The 20,274-nt window shown below is 67.3% G+C and carries 17 protein-coding genes; 8 read left to right on the forward strand and 9 right to left on the reverse strand.

What is annotated here, in order from left to right:
- Positions 1-83: 83 nt before the first annotated feature.
- The 4 genes from RCH21_RS05245 to RCH21_RS05260 form a co-directional block, all read right to left on the reverse strand.
- A complete protein-coding gene (locus RCH21_RS05245) occupies positions 84-1,982 on the reverse strand; it encodes an ABC transporter ATP-binding protein (RefSeq protein ID WP_326963488.1) in 1,899 nt (632 codons plus the stop codon).
- Positions 1,979-3,802: an ABC transporter ATP-binding protein gene (locus tag RCH21_RS05250; protein ID WP_326963489.1), complete on the reverse strand. Its 1,824-nt coding sequence runs from the start codon at positions 3,800-3,802 to the stop codon at positions 1,979-1,981. The genes RCH21_RS05245 and RCH21_RS05250 overlap by 4 nt, the downstream gene beginning before the upstream one ends.
- A 111-nt stretch (positions 3,803-3,913) precedes the next feature.
- On the reverse strand, positions 3,914-4,861 hold the full coding sequence (locus tag RCH21_RS05255) for a metallophosphoesterase (RefSeq protein ID WP_442784668.1): 948 nt from the start codon (positions 4,859-4,861) through the stop codon (positions 3,914-3,916).
- A gap of 1 nt (position 4,862) precedes the next feature.
- Positions 4,863-7,175: a transglycosylase domain-containing protein gene (locus RCH21_RS05260; RefSeq protein ID WP_326963490.1), complete on the reverse strand. Its 2,313-nt coding sequence runs from the start codon at positions 7,173-7,175 to the stop codon at positions 4,863-4,865.
- Positions 7,176-7,210: 35 nt separating this feature from the next.
- On the opposite strand from RCH21_RS05260, the gene RCH21_RS05265 reads away from it, so the two are divergent.
- Genes RCH21_RS05265 through RCH21_RS05275 form a run of 3 tightly spaced genes read left to right on the forward strand, consistent with a single transcriptional unit; the run spans position 7,211 to position 8,778 of the window.
- Positions 7,211-7,366 (forward strand): DUF4177 domain-containing protein, encoded by a 156-nt coding sequence (locus tag RCH21_RS05265; RefSeq protein ID WP_120147317.1) that lies wholly within the window; start codon positions 7,211-7,213, stop codon positions 7,364-7,366.
- 2 nt (positions 7,367-7,368) lie between these two features.
- Positions 7,369-7,860 (forward strand): RidA family protein, encoded by a 492-nt coding sequence (locus tag RCH21_RS05270; protein ID WP_326963491.1) that lies wholly within the window; start codon positions 7,369-7,371, stop codon positions 7,858-7,860.
- A 3-nt stretch (positions 7,861-7,863) separates the two neighbouring features.
- Positions 7,864-8,778 (forward strand): NUDIX hydrolase, encoded by a 915-nt coding sequence (locus tag RCH21_RS05275; protein ID WP_326963492.1) that lies wholly within the window; start codon positions 7,864-7,866, stop codon positions 8,776-8,778.
- Between the two features lie 71 nt (positions 8,779-8,849).
- On the opposite strand, the gene RCH21_RS05280 is transcribed toward RCH21_RS05275, so the two are convergent.
- The gene (locus RCH21_RS05280) at positions 8,850-9,527 is read right to left on the reverse strand and encodes a Crp/Fnr family transcriptional regulator (protein WP_087028341.1); all 678 of its coding nucleotides are present in this window, start codon (positions 9,525-9,527) and stop codon (positions 8,850-8,852) included.
- 240 nt (positions 9,528-9,767) lie between these two features.
- On the opposite strand from RCH21_RS05280, the gene RCH21_RS05285 reads away from it, so the two are divergent.
- From RCH21_RS05285 to RCH21_RS05300, 4 genes are all read left to right on the forward strand, one after another.
- The gene (locus RCH21_RS05285; RefSeq protein WP_326963493.1) at positions 9,768-10,967 is read left to right on the forward strand and encodes a MarP family serine protease; all 1,200 of its coding nucleotides are present in this window, start codon (positions 9,768-9,770) and stop codon (positions 10,965-10,967) included.
- A gap of 273 nt (positions 10,968-11,240) precedes the next feature.
- Positions 11,241-12,935 (forward strand): ABC transporter substrate-binding protein, encoded by a 1,695-nt coding sequence (locus RCH21_RS05290; RefSeq protein ID WP_326963494.1) that lies wholly within the window; start codon positions 11,241-11,243, stop codon positions 12,933-12,935.
- Between the two features lie 99 nt (positions 12,936-13,034).
- The gene (locus RCH21_RS05295) at positions 13,035-14,039 is read left to right on the forward strand and encodes an ABC transporter permease (protein WP_120147313.1); all 1,005 of its coding nucleotides are present in this window, start codon (positions 13,035-13,037) and stop codon (positions 14,037-14,039) included.
- Positions 14,036-14,977, forward strand: coding sequence for an ABC transporter permease (locus RCH21_RS05300; protein WP_120147312.1), 942 nt, complete (start codon positions 14,036-14,038; stop codon positions 14,975-14,977). Before RCH21_RS05295 ends, RCH21_RS05300 begins: the two co-directional genes overlap by 4 nt.
- A gap of 147 nt (positions 14,978-15,124) precedes the next feature.
- Here RCH21_RS05300 and RCH21_RS05305 read toward each other — a convergent pair whose 3' ends face one another.
- From RCH21_RS05305 to RCH21_RS05320, 4 genes are all read right to left on the reverse strand, one after another.
- Positions 15,125-17,029, reverse strand: a complete 1,905-nt coding sequence (locus RCH21_RS05305; RefSeq protein ID WP_326963495.1) for an ABC transporter ATP-binding protein — start codon at positions 17,027-17,029, stop codon at positions 15,125-15,127.
- Positions 17,030-17,126: 97 nt separating this feature from the next.
- Positions 17,127-17,582, reverse strand: a complete 456-nt coding sequence (gene aroQ / locus RCH21_RS05310; RefSeq protein WP_326963496.1) for a type II 3-dehydroquinate dehydratase — start codon at positions 17,580-17,582, stop codon at positions 17,127-17,129.
- Positions 17,583-17,589: 7 nt separating this feature from the next.
- Complete coding sequence (locus tag RCH21_RS05315) at positions 17,590-18,915, reverse strand: MFS transporter (RefSeq protein ID WP_326963497.1); 1,326 nt, start codon at positions 18,913-18,915, stop codon at positions 17,590-17,592.
- A gap of 184 nt (positions 18,916-19,099) precedes the next feature.
- The gene (locus RCH21_RS05320) at positions 19,100-19,684 is read right to left on the reverse strand and encodes a TetR/AcrR family transcriptional regulator (protein WP_326963498.1); all 585 of its coding nucleotides are present in this window, start codon (positions 19,682-19,684) and stop codon (positions 19,100-19,102) included.
- A gap of 114 nt (positions 19,685-19,798) precedes the next feature.
- Between RCH21_RS05320 and RCH21_RS05325 the strand changes: the two genes are divergently transcribed.
- Complete coding sequence (locus RCH21_RS05325; protein WP_120147307.1) at positions 19,799-20,221, forward strand: organic hydroperoxide resistance protein; 423 nt, start codon at positions 19,799-19,801, stop codon at positions 20,219-20,221.
- Positions 20,222-20,274 lie beyond the last annotated feature (53 nt).

Consider the following 20,274-nt stretch of genomic DNA (forward strand, 5'->3'; position numbering starts at 1 on the left):
GACGAACCTCCCGAACAGCAACTGTCCCAGAATAGCCGAGGATCAGCGGCGAGGAAAACCGGGCGCGCCGGCACCGGAGGTCGTCAGACGAGTGAGTCCTTCCACGCCGCGTGCAGCGTCGCGAATCGCCCCGAGCCGCCGATGAGCTCGGCGGGGGTGCCATCCTCGACGATGCGGCCGTCGTGCACCACGAGGACGCGGTCGGCGATCGCGACGGTGGACAGGCGATGCGCGATGATGAGCGCCGTGCGGTTGCCGAGGAGCTTCTGCAGGCCCTCCTGCACGAGGCGCTCGCTCGGGATGTCGAGGGACGACGTCGCCTCGTCGAGGATGAGGACCGCCGGATCCGCGAGGAACGCCCGCGCGAAGCTGATGAGCTGCCGCTGGCCCGCAGAGACACGACCGCCGCGTTTGTTCACGTCGGTGTCGAAGCCCTCCGGGAGCTCGAGGATGAACTCCTCGGCGCCGACGGCGCGGGCCGCTGCGACGATCTCCTCCCGGCTGGCCTCGGGCTTCCCGAGCGCGATGTTGTCCGCCACCGACCCGCTGAACAGGAACGCCTCCTGCGTCACCATGACGACGGCGCGGCGGAGGTCCGTCGACGCGAGGTCGCGGAGGTCCACGCCGTCGAGCGTGAGCCTGCCCTCGGAGACGTCGTAGAAGCGCGCGATGAGCTTCGCGAGCGTCGACTTGCCCGCGCCCGTCTGGCCCACCAGGGCGACGGTCTGGCCCGCCCGGATGGCGAGGTTCATGGTGGGCAGCACCACGGGCCCCTTGCCGTAGCGGAACTCGACGTCGTGGAACTCGACGGCACCGCGAGGGTCCGGCAGCGACACCGGGTTCTTGGGCGGGCGGACGGTGGGAACCTCCTCGAGCAGGCCGGAGACCTTCTCGAGTGCGGCCGCAGCCGACTGGAAGGAGTTGTAGAACATCGCCATCTGGTCAACGGGCTGGAAGAAGCGCTTGCTGTAGAGGAGCAGCGCGAGAAGGGCCCCTACCTCGAGGGTGCCGCCCAGAACCCTGAACCCGCCGACCATGAGCACCACGGCGACCGTCACGTTGCCGATCAGGACCAGCCCGGGCTGGAAGATCCCGTTCAGGTTGATGGAACGGACGGTGACCGTCCGGTAGTCCTCTGCCAGCTCGTCGTAGCGACGGGCGTTCACGGACTCGCGGCGGAACGCCTTCACGGCACGGATACCGGTCATGGTCTCGATGAAGTGCACGATCAGCTTCGCCGACACCACCCTCGACTCGCGGAAGGCGATCTGCGAGTGCCTCTGGTACCAGCGTGTCAGGAAGAACATCGGCACCGCGGCGGCCAGGATCAGGAAGCCCGTCCGCCAGTCGAGGGCGAAGATGGTGATCGCCGTGAAGATCATGAAGATGGCGCCCGAGGCGAGCGAGCTGACACCCGAATCGAGGAGCTCCCGGAGCGCCTCCAGGTCCGATGTCTGCCGGGAGATGATGCGGCCCGAGGTGTACTTCTCGTGGAACTCCAGGCTCAGCCGCTGCGTGTGCCGGAAGACGCGCACACGGAGGTCCAGGAGCATGGCCTGGCTCAGCTGTGCCGTCGCCCGGACATAGCCTGCGGTCAGGACCGAGGCGAGCACGGCCGCCAGGAGGTAGGTACCGCCGGCGACCCACAGCATGAGGGAGTCCCCAGCTATCAGAGCAGGCAGGGCGCGGTCGATGCCGAACGCGATGATGGCGGGACCGGCGACGCGCGCCGCCTGCGAGATGACCACCAGCAGGACGGTCCAGACGAACTGCCTGCGGTTCGGGCGGATGAGGGAGCCGAGGAGCTGGAAGGACCTCGAGCGGACGGACTTGCTCTGGGCGCGGTCGAGGAGGATCGCGTCCTCGTTGAGGACGCCGACGGACGGTCCTCCCTGGGGCTCCGTGCCGGTGTTCCTGTCCAGGACTCTCTTCCTCTTCCTGTCCTTCGGCGTCCTGCCGGTGGGCGTCGTGGTCCGGCTCATGCCAGTGCCTCCTCGTCGTCGAGCTCGGGTCGGACCGCGCGCCCGAGCTGGGCGATCTCCTCGTCGTCGAGGCTGGCGATGACGTACCGGTAGTGGTCGTTGCGGGCGAGGAGTTCGGAGTGCGTGCCGACGTCGGCGATGCGCCCGTCCTGCAGAAGGGCGACGCGATCCGCCAGCGCCACGGTGGACGGGCGGTGCGCCACGATCAGTGTGGTCGTCGAGCCGAGCACGGCGCGTAGCCCTTCCTCGACGCGTTCCTCGGTGGCGACGTCGAGGGCGGACAGGGGATCGTCGAGAACGAGGACCGTCGGTTGTGCCGCGATGGCCCGTGCCAGGGCGATCCGCTGGCGCTGACCGCCCGAAAGGCTGAGCCCCTCCTCCCCGATGAGCGTCTCGAGTCCCTCGGGCAGATCGTAGGCGAACTGTGCCTGCGCCACCTCGAGCGCTTCCGCCAGGATGCGATCCGCCTCGGCTCCCGTGGCGTCCGAACCCATGAGCACGTTGTCGCGCACGGAGGTGGAGAAGAGGGTCGTGTCCTCGAAGGCCACGGCGACGAGGGTTCGCAAGTCCTCCAGGGTGAAGCTGCGCACGTCCACGTCGTCGATGGTGATGCCACCGCCCGTCACGTCGTACAAACGGGGGACCAGCTGGAGCAGAGTGCTCTTGCCGCAGCCGGTGACTCCGACCAGGGCCATTGTCTCGCCGGCTCGCAGCCGCAGGTCGATACCGTTCAGCACGTCCCCGGCGTGGTCCTGTGCGTCGGGGTAGCGGAAGTGGACGGCTTCGAACACGACGTCGCCCCTGGCCGCTCCGAGATGGACAGGCGCCGCGGCATCGGTGATGGTGTTCTCGGAATCCATCACCTCGTAGTGCCTGTCGATGGCCGTCTTCGCCGTGAAGGTCATAGCGAGCAGGGGGCCGATGAACTCGACCGGCCCGGCGACGGCTGCAGCCGTGGCGAAGAAGGCCACGAGCGCACCGATGGTCACGTCGCCGCTCGCAGCCAGGGCCACACCGACGACGAGCGAGGCCCCCAGGGCCAGCTCCGGCAGCAGGGTCACGATCATGGAGAAGTGTGCGAGGGATCTCGCCTTGACGATCTCCGTCTGGCGCAACTCCTCGGCCTGCGCCTCGAAGTCCTCCAGGGCTTCGCGGCTGCGCCCGAATGCCTTGAGGACGCGGATGCCGTGTACCGACTCCTCGACCGTCGTCGCGAGGTCTCCGGCCTGGTCCTGGCTCTTGCGGGAAACGCGGCTGTAGGAGGTGCGGAAGCGGTACCCGTACACCATGAGGGGTACGGCGGCCGCGACGAAGATCAGGGCAAGGGCCCAGCTGGTGAAGAACATGATCACCACGCCCATCACCACGGTCAGCGACGTCACCACGAGCATGATCAGGCCGAAGGCCATCCATCGGCGCATGAGGTTGATGTCGCTCATGGCGCGGGAGAGGAGTTGCCCGCTGCCCCAGCGATCGTGGAACTCAACCGTCAGGTTCTGCAGGTGGCGGTAGAAGGACGTGCGCATGTTCATCTCCACCGTCGTCGCCGGTGCGATGACGAACTGACGCCGCAGCGCCACGAAGACCGCCTCGAGGACACCGAGGACCAGCACGACGCCGGAAGCCACCCACACCGTGCGCGCCGACCCACCCTCCGCCAGCGCGTCATTGATGAGCACACGCAGCACCTGGGGGATGGCCAGTGCCATCACGCTCGCGCCGAGCGCGCAGAGCAGCCCCAGGATCAGGCGGGGGATGATCGGTTTGACATACGGGTAGAGCCGGCCGAGCGATTGCCACAGTGTGTTCTGGTTCGTCATGCCGTCTCTTCGGTGAACGATGGTTGTTGGTGTCCCTTGGCAACCATGCTAGGACAGGAGGGCTGTATCGCCGACCACGTCCGAGAAACCCGAAGAAGCAGAAACTACTGGCTAGCGGGAATTCCGGGGAGTAAGCGTCAGGAGCACTGCTTCGGGTCGGCAGGCGAACCGGACCGGAGCGAAGCGCGAAGTACCGATGCCCGCCGAGACGTTCAGGGGAACGCTTCGGCCCTCATGGTCCCACTGGGTCAGGCCCCGTGCGCGCCAGGTCGGCAGGTCGCAGTTGCTGAGGAGTGCGCCGTATCCCGGGATGCAGACCTGGCCGCCGTGCGTATGCCCCGCGAGCATGAGGTCCGCACCGCCGGCGGTGAAGTAGTCGAGGACGCGCTGGTAGGGAGCGTGCGCGACGGCGACCCGGATGTGCGGCGCCTCCGCCGAGGTGCTGCTGCCGGGAGGGTAGGACGCGTAGCGGTCCCGATCCAGGTGCGGGTCGTCCACTCCCGTGAAGTCGATCCGCATGTTCCGGAAGCCGATGGACTGTGACCTGTTGGTCAGGTCGACCCAACCGGCGGCACCGAAGGCACTGAACATATCGGCCCACGGCAGGTCCTGCGCCGCGGATTCCTTCGGAGCGATCGATGGCCCCGCGAAGTACCTCAGGGGATTCTTGAACACCGGGGCGTAGTAGTCGTTGGAGCCCGGGACGAAGACCCCCGGAACCTTGAGGAGTGGTTCCAGCGCCTCGAGTAGTGGCCCCACGGCCTTCTTGTGGCTGAGGTTGTCGCCCGTGTTGACCACCAGGTCGGGATTCAGGCTGGCCAGACTGTGGAGCCAGTCCGCCTTCGACTTCTGGCCGGGGACCATGTGGATGTCCGAGAGGTGCAGTATCCGCAGGGGAGCGGCGCCCGGAGGAAGGATGGGCAACGTCTCCTCCCGCACCTGGTACAGGGTGCGCTCGACAGCCGCGGCGTAGGCGAGGGTTGCGGCCGCGGTGGTCAGGGTGAGTCCTGCCGCCCAGCCGAGCGGTGCCCCGCTCCGGGATGTCTGAGTCGATGTCACGCTAGCCGTTTCCTCCGTTGCCGTTGTTGCCGCCGTCGCCGGCCGCTCCTCCAGTGGTACCACCGGTGGTGCCGCCAGTGCCAGTACCGCCGGTGTTGGTGCCGGTACCTGGAGCGGCGGGAGACGTCTGCCGGCCGGGGTTGGTCGGCGTCGTGGTGCCGCGCTGTGCGCCGTTGATGACGCTGGCAGGGGGCGCGGCGAAGGGTGCGCCGACGTACAGGCCCGGGATCTGCTGCATGAACTCCGCCCACGACGGTCCGGCGATCAGGGAGCCGTCGATCTCGGGGTACACCTGACCGCCGATCTGGAGGCCGCCCAGCGAACTGCCCGGTCCTTCCGCCTGCCAGTTGCCCACCCAGCTGGCCGTGACCATGTCGGAGTTGTAGCCCATGAACCAGGTCTGCGAGCGTTCGTCGTTGGTGCCGGTCTTGCCGGCCATGGGGATCCCTCCGTATTCCAGGAGCTGTCCCGAGCCGTCGGTCATGACGCGCTGCGTGGCGTAGTTGACGCCTCGTGCAACATCCTGGGAGATCTTCCGTTCGCAGGCGACGGCGGGGACCGGGTAGCTGGTCCCGTCGATCGCGGTCACCTCGGTCAGCGCGCGGGGCCGGCATACGACCCCGTCATTGGCGAACCCCGAGTAGGCCGTCGCCATCGACATCGGAGCGGCCTCGCCGCCACCACCGATCAGTGCGGACGGCTGGAAGCCGAACGCCACTTCCTCGCCTTCGGCACTCTTGGCCTGATGGACGCCGAGGTCGTAGGCCATGTCCCGGATCCGGCACAGGTCCAGCTGCTTCGCGCTCGACATCGTGATGGTATTCAGCGACTGCGCGAGGCCGTCGAGGACGGAGGTGTACCGGTAGTTGATGTCGCCGTAGTTCTGCGGGGTGTACCCATCCTCTTCCTGGATCTGGAACTCACCGCCCTGCGCGCAACTCGCCCTCCACTCGTCACCCTGCCGATAGGTCTTCTTGGTGCCGTCGACCACCTGGTTGAGCGCCTTGCCACTCTCCACCCATGCGGCGACGGTGAACGGCTTGTAGGTGGAGCCGGGCTGGAATCCGCCGCCGCCGCCCAGGCTCTTCGTCGGGTCGCCGCCGTCGAACTGGTCGACGTTGAAGTTGAGGACGGTGTTGCCCTGGGCCACCTCGGGGTTGTAGCGCGTGTTCTGCGCCATCGACAGGATGCTGCCGGTCTTGGGATCCAGGCTGATCATCGTGTGGCCCACGGCGCCGTCCGTCGTGTCCGGGTTGGCGGTCTCGTTGACGGCTGTCTGCGCGGCGCCCTGGACGCGGGGGTCGAGGGTCGTCTTGATCGTGAGGCCGGAGCGGTACAGCACCTTCTCGCGGTCCTCCGTCGTCTCGCCGTACGCGGGGTCGTTCATGATGAGGTGGGTGACGTAGTCGCAGAAGTACGGTGCCTGTGCCGCGCCCACGCAGCCGTTCAGCGTCGGCGTGATAGCCAGGTCCAGTCCGGTGGCGACGGCGGCGTCGTGCTCCTCCTGCGTGATCTTGCCCCGGGTGAGCATGGCTCCGATGACGAGGTTGCGGCGCTGCAGCGATGCTTCGGGATTCAACTCGGGGCTGTATAGCGTGGGGCCGTTCACCACACCGGCGAGCAACGCGCTCTGCTGGATGTTGAGGTTCGCCGCGTCGACGTTGAAGAAGTATTTCGAGGCCGCCTGGACCCCGTAGCTCGTGCCGCTGAACTGGACGATGTTGAGGTAGCCCTCGAGGATCTCGTCCTTGCTCAGTTCCTTCTCCACCGCGATGGCGAGCTTCATCTCGCGGAGCTTGTCGCCCACCGTCTTGTCGCCGCTGAACACTGCGGTCTCGTTGTTCTGCAGCGCGGAGTCGATCAGGACGTTCGTGACGAACTGCTGCGTCAGGGTCGAGGCTCCCCGCTCGGTGCCGCTGGTGAGGTTGCTGGCGAGGGCGCCCATGATGCCCTCGACATCCACGCCGCCGTGATCGTAGAACCGGTAGTCCTCGATGGCGATCAGGGCGTCCTTCATGTAGGGCGACACCTGGTCGAGCGTGATGGGCTGCCGGTTCTCCTCGAACAGCGTCGCGATCAGCGATCCGTCCGCTGCCACGATCTTGGTGGGCTGGGCCAGCGCATCGCGCTCCAGCTCGGCAGGCAGTTCCTCGAAGAACTGGATGGAGGCGGAGGCTCCCGTGCCGGCGGCAGCAGCCACGGGGACGAGGAGACCTGCGGCGAGCACGCCGGCGAGTCCACTGATTCCGAGGAACGCAATGATCTTGCCGAGGGTGGTAGCCGTGTCGAACAGGGGGGATTTGCGCGCAGCCATTATTCCAGTTTACAAGCACGCGCTAGGCTTTCCTCATGACGAAATGGGAGTACTCCACGATTCCGCTCATCATCCATGCCACGAAGCAGATTCTGGACCAGTGGGGCGATGATGGATGGGAGCTCGTGCAGGTGGTTCCCGGACCGGACGGCAAGGGACTCGTCGCCTACCTGAAGAGGGAGAAGAACTAGCCTTGTCGGCTCAACTTCCCACGGTTTCCGCCGTCGAGGCACGCCTGGCCGAGCGAGGAGTGACCCTTCCCGGTGTCGTTCCTCCGCTGGCCGCCTACGTGCCGGCAGTGATCAGCGGCAACCTCGTGTACACCTCCGGGCAGCTGCCTCTGATTGACGGCAAACTCCCAGCTTCGGGCAGGGTCGGCGCTGCGGACGGCGGCGTCGACGCCGAGACGGCCACGGCCCTCGCTGCCACTTGTGCGGTGAACGCCCTCGCTGCCATCAAGAGCCAGATCGGCGACCTCGACCGCATCACCCGCATCGTCAAGGTCGTGGGGTTCGTAGCCTCCGACCCCTCCTTCACCGGTCAGCCCGGGGTCGTCAACGGAGCCTCCGAACTGCTCGGCGCCGTCCTCGGAGATGCCGGCGTCCACGCCCGTTCCGCCGTCGGCGTGGCCGTCCTCCCCCTCGACTCGCCCGTCGAGGTCGAGGTCATCGCGGAGTTCACCTAGGCCGTGGACCGTCTCAGCACCAGGCTGTTCCCCGTACATCCGGACCAGCGCACCGCGGCTCAGAGCTGGATAGAGCACGGGGACCGTACTCCCCTCAAGCCCAGGGCGGCGTCGTCGGTGGTCCTCCTCCGCGACACTGCGATCGGCACGGAGACCTACCTCTCCTACCGGCGCGGGCAGTCCCCGCTGGGGGTTCTCGGTTTCCCGGGCGGAAGCATCGAGGAGTCCGACGACGACGACATCAGCTGGTTCGGTCCTACGCCGTCGGTGTGGGCGAAGACCCTCGGCGTCGCCGACCACCGCGTTGCCCGTCGGCATGTACTCTGCGCCATCCGTGAGCTGTTCGAGGAGACCGGTGTCCTGCTCGCAGGACCGGATGCGTCGTCCCTCGTGGAGGGGACGCAGGCCAAGGAATGGATGAAGGCCCGCGAAGCCATCAACGAGGGTGAGTGCCGGTTCACCGATATCCTCTCCCGCCGCGGACTCGGCGTGCGGACCGACCTCATCAAGCCCCTCTCGCACTGGCTGACCCCGGACTTCGCGCACCGTCGCTTCGACACCCATTACTTCGCCGCAGCCCAGCCCGTGAACCAGGAACCGAGCATCCTCGGAAGCAAGGGCGTCTGGGGACAGTGGCGCTGGGCCGCCAAGGAGGTCGCGGACCGCGACACCACGAAGCTGGGGGACGAGGTGGGCCAGCCGAACACGGTGGGTCGCACCCTCAGTGAACTCGCGGTACCAGCGGTCGAGATCATCCTCGAGAAGATCGGGTCCTCCCGGGGCTGCATCGCGTACCTCTCGCACAAGCGCCCGGTGAAGCTCTACCACCCCGAGCTGTCGGAGCACGACGGCGACCTGATGCTGCAGGTCGAGTGCCCCAAGCTCACCGAGGGCGGCTCGGTCCAGCGGGGCCGCTGACGCCCGCCTGCTCGCAGCATGAAGGAGGCACCTGCCGTTCGGTAGATGCCTTCTTCATGCGACGGCTCGGATCAGCGGCTGCGCTGGCGCAGCCGCTGGATGTCGAGGATGACGACGGCGCGCGCCTCGAGGCGCAGCCAGCCGCGCTGGACGAACTCCGCGAGGGCCTTGTTGACCGTCTCCCGTGATGCGCCGACGAGCTGCGCCAATTCCTCCTGCGTGAGTTCGTGGGCGACGAGGATGCCGTCGGTGGCAGGGCGGCCGAACCGATCGGCGAGGTCGAGCAGCGCCTTGGCGACGCGCCCCGGGACGTCGGAGAAGACGAGATCGGCGAGGGACTCGTTGGTGCGGCGCAGGCGGCGGGCGAGGGCCTGGAGGAGCTGGGCCGAGACCTCGGGCCGGGTCTCGAGGAGGGTGCGGAGGTTCTCGTTCTTCAGGCCGGCCAGGCGCGTCTCGGACACCGCCGTCGCCGTCGCCGTCCGGGGGCTCGGATCGAAGAGTGCCATCTCGCCGAACAGTTCGCCGGGGCCGAGGATGGCCAGGAGGTTCTCGCGACCGTCCTGCGCCGTGCGACCCAGCTTGATCTTGCCGGAGACGATGAAGTACAGCTGGTCGCCCTGGTCGCCCTCGCGGAAGACCGACGAACCGCGGGGGAGGTCCACTTCGATCAGCTCGTCCGTGAGCGCGGCGAAGACATCGTCTCCCAGTGATGCGAAGAGGGGCGCCCGGCGCAGTACCTCGATGTCCATGAATTCTCCTGATGCGTCTGTCGTGCGTCGATCCGCGGCGGTCCCCGCTGTCTTCCCCTGTCCATCTTGCCGTACCGGAGCGGATGTGACGACTGATACACGCTGCGTCCGGCGCATTCGGGTCCCCGGGGGTCGAGGGATCGGTCCTCCCACGCTCCTCACATCCTGCACAGCTAGAATCGCTCGCAGTGTAGGGAGGTTCGCGTTTCTCCCGCTGTCCATAGCAAGGGGAGAACCTACGTGCCCGAAATCAGCTTCGCGGAGTTCACGCTCCTCGATCTCGTCCTGCTGGTGGTGCTGCTCGGCTACCTCGTGACCGGTATCCGCAATGGCTTCCTGGTCACCCTGGGCGGTATCGCCGGCTTCGTGGCGGGCGCGGTCGCGGCCTTCTTCGCGATTCCGCTCGTCAGCGGCTGGGTCCCCGACAACCCGTGGCGACTCATCGCGGTCATCGCCACGGTCGTCGTGCTGATCATTCTCGGACAGGCCGTCGGTTCGGCTCTCGGCGCGTCCATCCGTCGCTGGTCGGACTTCCCGCCGCTCCGGATCATCGACCGGGTCCTCGGTGGTGTGGTGAACGTGGTCGTCGCCGCCCTGGTCCTTTCGATGCTCGCATTCAGCGTCGGGACCCTCGGCGTCCCGTTCCTGTCCCAGCAGCTCGCGGCCTCCCAGGTGATCCGCGGCATCGATACCGTGACGCCCGGACCGGTCCGTACCTGGATGGCCGAGCTGCGCACGATCGCCGTCGACGACGGCATCCCCACGATCCTGGCGACCGTCGGACCGGTGGCGCCCGCTGAAGTGCCCGATGCTTCGGTCGACACCCCCGAACTGGCCGCCGCTGCTGCCTCGGTGGTCCGTATCACGGGGACGGCCTTCCAGTGCGGGCAGAACCAGACCGGTTCCGGCTTCGTCGTCGCCCCTGGGCGTGTGGTCACCAACGCGCACGTCGTCGCCGGTGTCGATGAGCCCGTGGTCGAGGTCCCCGGCGGAGGAGCCCTGCCCGGGAGGGTGGTGCAGCTCGACACCGACCGCGACATCGCGGTGATCGCGGTCGACGGATTGCAGGCAGCCCCGCTACCTCTCGGCGAGGAGCTCGACACCGGCGCGACGGCGGCCTTCGCGGGATACCCCGCCGGTGGTCCGTACCGGATCCAGCCGGCAAGCGTTCAGAGCCTCTCGCCCGTCCTGGTCAAGAACATCTACGGCGCGGATCCACAGCCGCTCGAGGTCTACAGCCTCGCCGCCGATGTGCAGCAGGGGAACTCGGGCGGGCCGCTGCTGGATCTGCAGGGTCGCGTCGCCGGCGTCGTGTTCGCCAAGTCGACTGCGAACGCCCCTGTCGGCTATGCGCTGTCGCTGGCTGAGCTGCGTCCCATCGCGGAGAGCGCGCCGGGCCTGGACGACGCCGTCTCTGCCGGGCAGTGCGCGCGCGGGTAGGTCCATAGCCACTCGATCGACTGCTGGTGAGGACCGGTGCGTGCGTGCACCGGTGTCCGTGCTCGGTCCTCCGATGTCGGGGGTATTTCGTGCTCGTGACAACCGCGCACCGGACTGTGCGTGATGCCAAATCGTGACCATGGAAGCCCGGGAAATACCGTTCACGGTCGTCCTGGAAGTTAGGCTCGTCACACGGATCAGCGCGTTCGCGCTGTGGTCCCCATGGATACCGGTAGATCCGGTAGGAATCACTCATTCACCAGGGAGCAACACATGTCCAACCGAGGCACATCCGTGCGCGGCGCGGGTTTCACAAGAAAACGCGCTGCGCTCACAGCAGGAATGTCCATCGCAGCTCTCCTTCTCACGGGCTGCGTTCAGAGCCAGCGCGAGGAGGACACCGCGGCCGAGGGCGATACCGCGGTCGACTCCACCTTCGTCTTCGCTGCGTCCTCCGATCCGAAGTCGCTCGATCCTGCCTTCGCCAGCGACGGTGAGTCCTTCCGCGTCAGCCGCCAGATCTTCGAGGGCCTCGTGGGCGTCGAAGCAGGCACAGCTGATCCGGCACCACTGCTCGCCGAGTCGTGGGAGACCGCCGAGGACGGACTGTCCACGGTCTTCCAGCTCAAGGAAGGCGTGACCTTCCACGACGGCACCCCGTTCGACGCGGAGGCAGTCTGCTTCAACTTCGACCGCTGGTACAACTGGACCGGCATCCAGCAGGCCGAGACGACGTCGTACTACTACGGCTCGCTGTTCCGTGGCTTCGCCGACAGCCCCGAGAACGCCGTCTACGAGTCCTGCGAGGCCAACAGTGACAACGAAGTCACCGTCAACCTCGCCAAGCCGTTCGCCGGATTCATCGCAGCCCTGTCCCTGCCGGCCTTCGCCATGCAGAGCCCGACGGCGCTCGAGCAGTACTCGGCCGACGACATCGGCGGCACCGCCGAAGCCCCCTCGCTGAGCGAGTACGCCCTCGGCCACCCCGTGGGCACCGGTCCGTTCAAGTTCGACTCGTGGGACGTCGGGCAGCAGCTCGAGGTCTCGATCTACGACGACTACTGGGGCGACAAGGGCCAGATCACCAACACGATCTTCCGCATCATCGACGACCCGCAGGCACGCCGCCAGGCACTCGAGGCCGGTGACATCGACGGCTACGACCTCGTTGCACCCGCCGACACGCAGTCCCTGAAGGACGCCGGCTACAACATCACCCCGCGTGATCCGTTCACCATCCTCTACCTCGGTATGAACCAGGCCATCCCCGAGCTCAAGGACCCGAAGGTCCGCGAGGCCATCGCCCACGCAATCGACAAGGATGCGCTCGTGGCGCAGACCCTGCCCGAGGGCACGAAGGTCGCCACGCAGTTCATCCCCGACGTCGTCGACGGCTACAACGAGGACGTCACGACGTACGACTACGACCCGACCCGTGCGAAGGAACTGCTGGCCGACGCCGGCTACCCGGACGGCTTCGATGTCACGTTCAACTACCCGACGAACGTCTCACGCCCGTACATGCCGACTCCCGAGCAGGTCTTCACCAACCTGCAGGCGCAGCTCGGCGAGGTAGGTATCACGGTCAACCCGGCTCCCGCAGCCTGGTCGCCCGACTACCTCAACCAGGTCCAGGGCACCCCGGACCACGGCCTGCACCTCCTCGGGTGGACCGGCGACTACAACGACACCGACAACTTCATCGGCGTCTTCTTCGGTCAGGAGAAGCTGGAGTTCGGCTTCGACAACCCCGAGCTGTTCGCGGCCCTCGACGAGGCACGCGGCGTCAGTGACCGCGACCAGCAGACGGAGCTGTACAAGGACATCAACGAGCAGATCGCCGAGTTCAACCCGGCCATCCCGCTCGCCCACCCCGCTCCATCGCTGGCGTTCGCGCCCCGCGTCACCTCCTACCCGGCGAGCCCCGTCAACGACGAGGTCTTCACCGCGATCGAGCTGAGCGAGTAGCAGCACCACGCTGCACGGGCCGGCCACTGATCCCGGTGGCCGGCCCGTGCTGTTCGACCCTTGTCCGGCTCCCGCCGGTCGACCCGGAAGGATCCCTGAGTGTTACGCGTCATCGGCAAGCGGATAGCCCTGCTCGTCCCCACCCTGTTCGGCCTGTCCATCCTGCTGTTCCTCTGGGTGCGGAGCCTGCCCGGTGGTCCGGCGACCGCGCTGCTGGGAGAGAAGGCGACCCCCGAGGCGATCGCCCGGGTCAACGAGCTGTACGGCTTCGACCGCCCCCTGATCGTTCAGTACCTGACCTACATCGGCAAGCTGCTGCAGGGTGACTTCGGGGTATCCATCAACACCGGTCGCCCGGTACTCGAGGAGTTCGCCACGCGGTTCCCCGCCACGCTCGAACTCACCGTGATCGCGCTGATCTTCTCGATCGGCGTGGGTGTGCCGCTCGGATACCTCGCGGCAAGGCACTACGGCAGGTTCCTCGACCACAGCTCGGTGGTGCTCAGCCTGGTCGGCATCACCGTGCCGGTCTTCTTCCTGGCCTTCATCCTCAAGTACCTGTTCGCCATCCAGTGGTCCCTCCTGCCTCCCGACGGTCGGCAGAGCCCCCGCATCGACGCCACGCACTACACGCAGTTCTACGTGCTGGACGGCCTGCTGACGGGCGAGTACGACGCCGCCTGGGACGCCTTCCTCCACCTCATCCTCCCGGGGCTGGCCCTGGGCACCATTCCGCTGGCGATCATCGTCCGCATCACGCGAGCCTCGGTGCTCGAGGTGCAGAACGCCGACTACGTGCGAACCGCGCGCGCCAAGGGCCTGATGGAGCGGACCATCCGCGGGAGTTTCATCCTGAGGAACGCGATGCTGCCGGTGGTCACGACCATCGGCCTCCAGCTCGGCCTGCTCATTTCGGGAGCGGTGCTCACCGAGACGGTCTTCGCCTTCAACGGCATCGGCAGGTTCCTGCGTGACGCGATCTTCGGGCTGGACTACCCCGTGCTCCAGGGCTTCATCATCTTCATCGCGGTCCTGTACGCGCTGATCAACCTGATCGTCGACCTGTCCTACTCCGTCATCGACCCGAGGGTGCGTGTGCAATGAGTACCATCCTGCCTCCCGCCGTCGGCGGTTCAGCGGCTCCGAACGATCCCGCCATCGACACCGGACGGGGAACCGGACTCTGGAAGGATGCTTTCCTCCGCCTGCGCACCAACCCGCAGGCAATCGTGGGCGCCGTCATCATCGGGCTCTTCCTGCTCGTCGCGATCCTCGCCCCGCTCCTGGCACCCTACGGCGGGAACGACCTCCCCGGCCGTACCTCCATCACTCCTACCACCATCCCCGGACCGGGCGAGATCGAAGGCTTCCCGCTGGGCCTCGACCGCTTCGGTGGGGACGTCCTCAGCAAGCTCATCTGGGGCGCCCGGGCATCGCTGCTCATCGGTGTCATCTCGACGGCGCTCGGTCTCGCGGGCGGTATGCTGCTGGGCGTCCTGGCCGGTGGCCTCGGCGGCTGGGTGGACAGCCTGATCATGCGGTTCGTGGACATCCTGCTGTCCGTCCCCAGCCTCCTCCTCGCCGTCAGCATCGCCGCGATGCTGGGCCAGAGCACCTACGCGATCATGATCGCCATCGGCGTCTCCCAGATCCCGATCTTCGCGAGGCTCCTGCGCTCGTCGATGCTCTCGCAGCGTGGTGCCGACTACATCCTCGCGGCGCAGACCCTCGGGCTCAGCCGCCGCACCATCACGATGAGCCACCTGCTGCCGAACAGCATGGGTCCCGTGATCGTGCAGGCTACCCTCAGCCTCGCTACCGCCGTGATCGACGCCGCCGCGCTGGCCTTCCTCGGCCTCGGCGGCGGGCTTCCGCAGACCGCCGAGTGGGGACGCATGCTGACCTACGCGCAGGCTGAACTCGCGGTCGCACCGCAGCTCGCCTTCCTCCCGGGCGCGTGCATCGTCATCACGGCACTCGGCTTCACGTTGCTTGGCGAATCGCTGCGCGAGGCCCTCGATCCGAAGACCCGCAGAAAGTAGCCCTCGTTCGTCCGCGTAGCCGGCGGCCATCACCTCAGAAGGTGGTGGCCGCTCTCATATGCCTCGTGAACGAGCACGCCGGCCTGGTGCGGACGGAATACGAGGCACGGAGTGAGATCCTCCGGCCGCATCAGCTGGTGATGGCGACTAGGAGGCGAGGTCCTCGGGGATATTGAGTTCGTTCCCGGGAATGGAGGCGAGGAGCTTCCGGGTGTAGGGGTGGCGTGGGTTCTGGAACACCTCTTCGGAACTTGCCGCCTCCACGAGCTCGCCGTCCTTCATGACGCAGACGTAGTCCGAGATGAGCCGCACCACCGCGAGGTCGTGCGAGATGAACAGGTAGCTCAGGCCCAGCTCGGACTGCAGGTCGCCGAGGAGTTTGAGGATCTGCGCCTGTACCAGAACGTCGAGCGCGGAGACCGGCTCGTCGCACACGATCAGCTCGGGCTGCAGGGCAAGGGCCCGGGCGATCGCGACGCGCTGCCGCTGACCACCGGAGAGCTCCGCCGGGTAGCGCCTCAGCGCGTTCTGCGGGAGCGAGACCTGGTCCATGAGCTCACGGACGCGCGCCGCCCGATCCTTCTTCGAGCCCCGCTTGTAGGCGTTGAGCGGTTCCTCGACGATGCGCTCGATCGTGAACATCGGGTTCAGCGACGAGTAGGGATCCTGGAAGATCGGCTGCACGCGCTGCCGGAAATCGTTGAGCTGCGCCTTGTCGAGGGTGGCGACATCCATGCCGTCGAAGGTCATGGTGCCCGATGTCGGCTCGATCAGCTTGAGCAGCATCCTCGCCGTCGTCGTCTTGCCCGAACCGGACTCCCCGACGATCGCGACGGTCTGCCCGCGGGGCACGTCGAGCGTGACGTTCTTCGCTGCATAGAAGTCCTCCTTGCTGCCGCGCCGCTTGTAGATCTTGGTGAGGTCGCGGATCTCGACGATGTTCGCCGGCGGGGTGGCTGCGGTGGTCCCGGTGGTCCCGGTGGTCCCGGTGGTCCCGGTGGTGGACCGGGGCTGGGCCGGTCGGTCCGTCGAGGACGTCGCTGCGTGGGCACCGGTGGGCGCAGCGGGAGTGGGCGGGGCAGCCGTATCCGCGGTTGCGGAGTCGGGATGTCTTGCGTCGTCGTGCCCAGCTTCGTGCTCGGCGAATACCGCCTCGGCGAGCTTGAGGCGCGTCGCAGCGTCCGCGTTGAAGGCGCCGGGACGCAGTCGGACCGCGGCGACGCTGGGAGCCGCCCGCACGAGCGACTGCGTGTAGGGGTGTTGCGGGTCATTGAGCAGCTGCTCGGCCGGGCCGGTCTCCACGACTCGCCCACGGTGCATCACCACGAGCTGCGAGGCGCGTTCGGCGGCGAGGCCGAGGTCGTGGGTGATGAGCAGCACGGACGTACCGATCTGCTCGGTCATGGTCTCGATCTGGTCGAGGATAGTGCGCTGCACGGTCACGTCCAGGGCCGATGTCGGCTCATCGGCGATGAGGAGGCGCGGCTGGCAGGCGAGGCCGATCGCGATCAGTGCCCGCTGGCGCATGCCGCCGGAGAACTCGTGGGGGTACTGCTTTGCGCGCTCGCCGGCGTCGGGCAGGCCGGCGGCGGTAAGTACCTCGATGACGCGCTGCTTGACGTTCTTCTTGGTCGCCATGCCGTGCACGAGGAGGGTCTCGGCGACCTGCGTGCCGATCTTCGTCACCGGATTCAGGTTGGACATCGGATCCTGCGGGACGAGGCCGATCGCCCTGCCGCGGATGGCTCGCATCTTCGCTTCGGACAGACCGACGAGGTCCCGTCCCTCGAACGTGATGCTTCCCGAGGTGACCCGGCCGTTGCGGGGCAGCAGGCCGATGCACGCCATCGCCGTCGTCGACTTCCCCGAACCGGACTCACCGACGATCGCCAGGGTGCTGCCGCGCTCAAGAGTGAAACTCGCATCCTCGACCGCCTGGACCTCGCCGTGGGTCGTCCGGAAGCTCACCGCCAGGTTCCGTACCTCGAGCAGGGGGGCGTCGGGGTTTTCGGGCAGATCGGCCGAGCTTCCGGCAGGAGTGATGTCCGTCATAGCTCCATCGTGCCCTATGGGAGGTGCCATCCCCACTCAACCGGCGGCGGTCGGCCTAACTTTTCGGGAACGATGCCGCGCGGGCCGTCGAGCCGGCTCAGGAACCGGTCAGGCCCCTGGCGAGGTGGTCCACGGCGAGCCGGTAGCCATCGATCCCCGCACCCACGATCACGGCGTCGGCCACGCCCGAGATGTACGAGTGGTGCCGGAAGTCCTCGCGCCGGTGCACGTTGCTGATGTGCACCTCGACGACGGGGAGGGCGACGCCGGCGAGGGCATCGCGGATGGCGATGGAGGTGTGGGTGAGTGCCCCGGCGTTGATGACGATCGCGTCCGACGTCTCCCGGGCGGCGTGGATCGCGTCGATGATCTCGCCCTCGTGATTGGACTGCATCGCCGTGGCGGCGCACCCGCCCCTGCGCGCCGCGTCGGACGCGAGCCGGACGACGTCGTCGAGCGTCGCCGTACCGTACACGTCCGGTTCCCGCGTACCGAGCAGGTTCAGATTCGGTCCATTGATCACGAGGATGCTGGGGGTGCGTGCCGGCGTCATGCCCTAACTATGCCGCACCCGCGCCGGCCGTTTCGGGATGCGCGAGCCGCGACCGCAGCCGGACGGCGCCGAGCGCTCCGGCGACGGTGATCAGGCTCATGGCCGCGAGGACGACGCCGGGATGCCACCAGGCGCCCCCCGTCGCGATACCGAACTGCTGCGTGATCGAGGGGGCGAAGCCCGCCACGATCGCTGCGATGCTGTAGGCGAAGGACAGGGCGGTGAATGCCGTCGCGGGTTTGAAGATATCCGCCATGAGTCCGCCGAGTGCGGCCCAGCTCGCGGTCGGGAGGATGCCGCCGAGGATGATCGCGGCGATGTACACCGGCTCCGTGGCGACACTGATGATCCAATACAGGGGGAAGGCGATGAGCGCCGTGCCGACGGCCCCGCCGGCAACGACCTTCGCCGAGCCGATGCGCATCGCCAGGTAGCCGAACGCGGGAATGGTGCCGAGCTGCAGGACGGATCCCACGAGCGCCGCGTTCAGCACGGTTTCCTGGGAGAGGCCGAGGGTGGTGGTTCCGTAGGCCTGCGTGTAGGTCACCATCAGGAAGTAGGAGCCGATGCCCAGGACCGCCGAGGCGATGGCGACGACGATCGCGGCGGGCTGCGACTTCAGGACCTCGAGGAACGGCACGCGGGGGAGCTCGTGGTTCCGGCTCGCCTGCTCGAAGACCGGTGTCTCGTCGATGGCGAGGCGGAGGTAGATCGCGACGGCGAGGAAGGGGAACGCGAGCAGGAACGGGATACGCCAGCCCCAAGTGGTCATGACCTCGGGCGCGACGACGGCGAGGACGAGGAAGATGGCGGAGATCAGCATGGTGCCGACGGGGGAACCGAGCTGGGGGATCGACGCGTAGAGTGCCCGCTTGCGGGGTTCGGCGTGCTCGGTGGCGATGAGGATGGAGCCGCCCCATTCGCCGCCGAGGGAGAGTCCCTGCAGGAACCGCAGCGCTGTGAGGATGATCGGTGCCCAGATGCCGATGGAGGTGTAGTCCGGGAGGAGCCCCACAGTGCCGGTGGCGAGGCCCATCAGCGTGATGGTCCAGATCAGTGTGCGCTTGCGGCCGATGCGGTCACCGAGGTGGCCGAAGATGATGGCGCCGAGTGGACGGGCGACGAACCCCATGGCGAAGACCAGGAACGCCGAGAGCGTGCCGGCCAGCGCATCCTGTTCCGTGAAGAAGACGGTGTTGAAGACGAGTGCGGCAGCTGTGCCGAAAACGTAGAAATCGTAGGATTCGAGGGCGGTTCCGACGAAGGAGGCTCCGGCGACGCGGCGGGCCATGCGCGGATTCGATACGGGGGGCTGCTGCAGGGTTGTGGACACGCTGAAATCATCCTCCCGGCGGCGGACGCGGGCCATCTTTCAGGATCAAGATCACACCGGCGTATCCGCCAGACCTCGTTCCACTGCAGGCGGTTCCGCTGTGGGTTGCTCAGCTGTGGGTTGCTCAGCTGTGGGTTGCTCAGCTGCAGGTCGTTCCGCTGCAGGTCGTTCCGCCGCAGTGAAGTCAGGCGGGAAGGGGTGTGCGGAGGTGAGCGCTGATGATGGCCCGTCCGGCAGTGACGAGCGCGTCGGTCACGGAGGCGGGATCGCCCATGAAGCCGTGCACCATCGCGCCGTCGCGCAGCATGATCAGTTGGTCGGCGACGACGGTCGGCTGGTCCGCACCCAAATCGCGGACCAGCTCCGCGACGAGGCCGTGAAGCCATGTCCGGTATCGCTCGACGGCGGCGCGGACCACGTTGCCGTCGGCGGGGTACTCGGCAGCAGCGTTGATGAAGGTGCATCCGCGGAAGCCCGGTCGGCAGGCTTCGCTGCCATGAGCGGAGGCGAGCTGCAGCAGGACGGCGCAAGCGTCCTGGCCGGCAGTGGTCTCGCGGTCGACGGCGCCCTTCAGCAGCTCGAGTCGACCATCGAGATAGGCGACCACGAGGTGATCCTTGGTCGGGAAGTGGCGGTAGAACGTCACCTTCGTGGTGCCGGCGTCGGCAATGATCCTGTCGGCGCTGATCGAGCGGATGCTGGTGGCCTCGAACAGTGCGGTCGCCGATGCCAGGATGCGCTCGCGGACGGGCGGCTGGGCGTTCATCATGCTCCCTGGGGGATCGGTAGCGCTAGGTGGGCGATTTGGTGCAGGTAGACTGACTAGTTAGTCTACAGGAGGAGCGGGGGCCAGCAGGGTACCCGGGACGAAAGGATCGACACCATGAGTGCTCTCTATACGGCAGTCGCCACCGCGACCGGCGACGGACGTAACGGCAAGGCTCACACCGATGACGGGATGCTCGTCGTCGATCTGGCAGTTCCCAAGGAGATGGGTGGCGCCGGTGGGGCAACCAATCCCGAGCAACTCTTCGCCGTCGGCTACGCCGCCTGCTTCCACAGCGCCCTGAAGCTCGTCGCGGCCCGAAGCAAGGCCAGGATCAGTGACACCGCCGTCACGGCCGAGGTCAGCATCAACCCCACCGACGGCGGGGCCTTCACGCTCGCCGTCGCCCTCCACGCCGAGATCGGCGGAGTGGACCAGGAGACGGCAGACCTGCTCGTGGAGCAGGCGCACCAGGTATGCCCGTACTCCAACGCCACCCGCGGCAACATCGAGGTCACGGTCGACGCCACGATCGGCTGACGTACCTGCACGATCCGCGAAAGGCCCCCGCAGGTGCGGGGGCCTTTCCCACT

The sequence above is a fragment of the Arthrobacter sp. PL16 genome, assembly GCF_035985055.1.
In the GTDB taxonomy this organism is placed as follows: domain Bacteria; phylum Actinomycetota; class Actinomycetes; order Actinomycetales; family Micrococcaceae; genus Arthrobacter_D; species Arthrobacter_D cheniae.